We start from the raw sequence: 3,023 nt of genomic DNA on the forward strand, positions 1-3,023 counted from the left end.
CCAGCTTTTCGCGCTGACAGGTTCGCGGTAGCAGAGATGGACCGCTTTCCGGTTTTAAAGCGGGCAAAGGCGATGCTATGCTGTGTGAAGCAAGGCATTTGGGTTTGTCGGTGGTGTGGGGATGACCTGCCCGACTATCGCAGGACTGATGCGCGGTATTGCTCTGAGGGGTGTAGAAAACGGTCAGCGAGGGCACGCAGGAAAGTCAGGAAAAGAACTCAGGAAGTGTAAAGATCCACTGGATATCTGGCTTGGTTTCGGCACTAGCCACACTAAGATTACCTAAGGTTTCTACTCATTCCCCATGAAGCCCAACGCGCCTTCGTTGTTCAAAACCTCAATTGCTGTATCAAGGGCCGCTTGGTCCGAATTGAACTTGTCGTCCCAGACATAACTGGCGTCTTCATGGTCCACCACTTCCAACGTCCATTTGTCCTGGTTGTCCAAGCGGTAGATTTCGATTTCAAACCGATACCCGTCTAAAAGCACAGCCTTGCACCTGTCTGACATCACCAGCTTCGGTTCATCTACATTCATGTCCGTGCCATCCTGACTATAAGCTCTGTGGTTTGGCGGACTTGCGACAGCCTGTGGGTTTCCGTCCGTTTCCAGAATATGCTGTAACACCGCATGCCCGACAATTCCAAGCGCACAGAGTTTCCTTGTCCTGCGCGGTTTCTCTCTTCCAGCGGCACGAGACTTTCTCTTTGTTTGCCCCGAATACGCGGAGCATCAATCGCAAGGTCAAATACAGTAGGATGACGCCCAGAAGTATTCCGGCGATGAGCCAAAAATCCGGGCCGCTACTCTGCACTGAAATAGATTTCAAACCGCCTCCAATAGGACCCTAACAACCAGCCAGATTTTCCCATGACTTGGCCGGTATCGATAATGCGTCACCCCCAAACTCGTACCCCTTTAGTGAATGGAAACAACCTTACATTTACTCAGTCCGAAGCGGCGTGCGAGCTTCGCTGCCTTCAGCGCTTTTACCAAGCGGGCGCTAAAAAACAGGCTCCAGTACAAGCGCGGATCAACCCACAAATCGGGTCCCTCCAAGGCTATACCTGAAACAACAATGTCGAAGTCTTTGGGTTTCATGCCCCGCTTCATCCAAGTATCTGGTTTATTCCCCATAGGTTTGACCATATTCGACCGATCCGGAACAAACGCCGTTTTTTGTTCACCAAGGGCGAGTGTAAAATACTCGCCTTCAACTGGTGTCACACGGTCGTGTTGGCAAACGTTCAAAGGATAGATTTTCGTTTTTCCCAGTTCTGCTTCGCGAAGTACATTCGCTACCGCGCGAGATACGACTGGACCATATGGCCCATTGAAAATTTCGGGCAGCGCCTGAAGCTTTTTGTTCGGATACATTCCAAAAACTAATTTAGGAAAGGCTTCACGGGATTGAACGATCCAGCCCTGTTTTTGTTGTCTACTGCACCAGCAGTCGGCAAGTTGCTTAAAGCCTGCTCGGAGGTAATGGGCTTCATCAACGTTGTGTCATACATGACCTGGCTAAACCAGACGCCTTCATTCTCTTCCACTAATCACCCATTCACAAAAATCGCAAACCGGATCAAAAGATAGTATTTAAACAAATCAAAGGACAACGAGTATGTCCGGCGGTGGTGGTACGACGCGCCGAACTCGTACCCCCTCATTGAAATCATAATCCCCATCAAGACGCGCCGCTCCGCACTGATATTTGCGGAGAGTGTTCAAATTGCGTTCATGAGATGAAAAGTGCGTTGGCGCTCCGGCACTCGGAAAGTGCAGTTCAATACTCTGGCGGTTCGATGAAGTACTCGTGGGGCGGCGCGCCGAACTCAACAACCCCCCCAAATCCAGATGGAAAAACTGGAACGCTCTAAAATCAACACGCGCCATCCACGGATAGAGGATCGCATTGTGGCGAAATTGTGTCCACATCTCGTTTTGAAACTCACTGTTCGCCTTTAGGAAACAAACTTTTTCGGTGAAGTTTGCAATGTTACGGGAATCCCCCAATTTCGGGCTTTGCTTGAGTTGGATAGATTGGGATCAGAATAACCACTTACCCCCTCGTGACGAAGATAGGGGCTGGCCTCGACCCCCTCAGCCAGCCCTTATTCCTTTTCTGGCCACCCCGGCAGATTTTTTGGAGCAGGAACGTCATTCCGAACCAGCCAGTCACGCATCTCCGCCCAGTGGTCCTGTGACCCAGCTGTGTATCGCCGTGAATGTAAATCGGCTAACTGCTGTTCAAGGGAAGGCCACAAGTGCAGCTTGACCCAAGCGGCGATCCGCGCCTGGGCCAAAGCACTTGAGTCGGTCGTCATGATGCCGTCAGTGCCGAGAGCGGAGATTGATACATGCTGAAAGGAACTTGCCACTGCGGCGAAGTTGGCTGGACTCTCGATGCTGTGCCAAAGTCGGTCACGGCCTGCAATTGCACAATCTGTCGGCGTTACGGTGCCCTTTGGGCCTACGGGCACATTGGCTATGACATTCAAACTACCGGGAAAACAAGTACATATCTGCGTCGCGATAGCGGGGATATCCATTTCCACTTCTGCGCCAATTGCGGGTGTGTGACGCACTACGTTGCGTATTTCTCGGACGAAAACGGCCGCAAACTGTCCGCGGTTAATGTTCGAATGTCTGATCCTTCACCAATCAGTGAGATTCCAATCCGTCACTTCGAGGGGCACGACAGCTTTCGAGAACTTCCTCGTGACAGCCGAACTGTAAAGGACATGTGGTTTTGACGTGCTTCCAGGCAGCGGACTTTGGAGCGACTGCTGCGAAGGCCCTTTTCGTCGTCGTCCCGCAGGGCGGATGATATGCAAATCGTTCGCCGCGGCGAGAGTGAGAAGTCAGTTCCGTTGACCTGAATGCTCCACCCTTTGGGCTTTTCATTCATCCGTGCCGACATCAGAGGCAACGCAGTATTAGCTGTCGCACGGCGAGATGATACATCGGGGACGACCCATTGCTGACCTTCACCATTCCTAACAGATGCTGCAGTGCGCCCACCA

3 protein-coding genes are annotated in these 3,023 nt (G+C 51.7%); 1 reads left to right on the plus strand and 2 read right to left on the minus strand.

Annotation, left to right across the window (positions count from 1 at the left end; translation table 11 throughout):
- Positions 1-291 precede the first annotated feature (291 nt).
- A complete protein-coding gene (locus ACR0DY_RS19820) occupies positions 292-537 on the minus strand; it encodes a hypothetical protein (RefSeq protein ID WP_480484741.1) in 246 nt (81 codons plus the stop codon).
- 381 nt (positions 538-918) lie between these two features.
- Entirely contained in the window at positions 919-1,377 is a 459-nt protein-coding gene (locus ACR0DY_RS19825; protein WP_480899020.1) for a hypothetical protein, read from the minus strand.
- Between the two features lie 980 nt (positions 1,378-2,357).
- On the opposite strand from ACR0DY_RS19825, the gene ACR0DY_RS19830 reads away from it, so the two are divergent.
- Entirely contained in the window at positions 2,358-2,753 is a 396-nt protein-coding gene (locus tag ACR0DY_RS19830; RefSeq protein ID WP_480484739.1) for a GFA family protein, read from the plus strand.
- The last annotated feature ends 270 nt before the right edge of the window (positions 2,754-3,023 follow it).

The sequence above is a fragment of the Ruegeria sp. O6 genome, assembly GCF_056535045.1.

Bases quoted from the DNA above. Each gene is read 5' to 3' on its own strand.
- ACR0DY_RS19825 (WP_480899020.1), bottom strand. From the start codon at position 1,377: ATGTATCCGAACAAAAAGCTTCAGGCGCTGCCCGAAATTTTCAATGGG.
- ACR0DY_RS19830 (WP_480484739.1), top strand. From the start codon at position 2,358: ATGCTGAAAGGAACTTGCCACTGCGGCGAAGTTGGCTGGACTCTCGAT.
- ACR0DY_RS19820 (WP_480484741.1), bottom strand. From the start codon at position 537: ATGAATGTAGATGAACCGAAGCTGGTGATGTCAGACAGGTGCAAGGCT.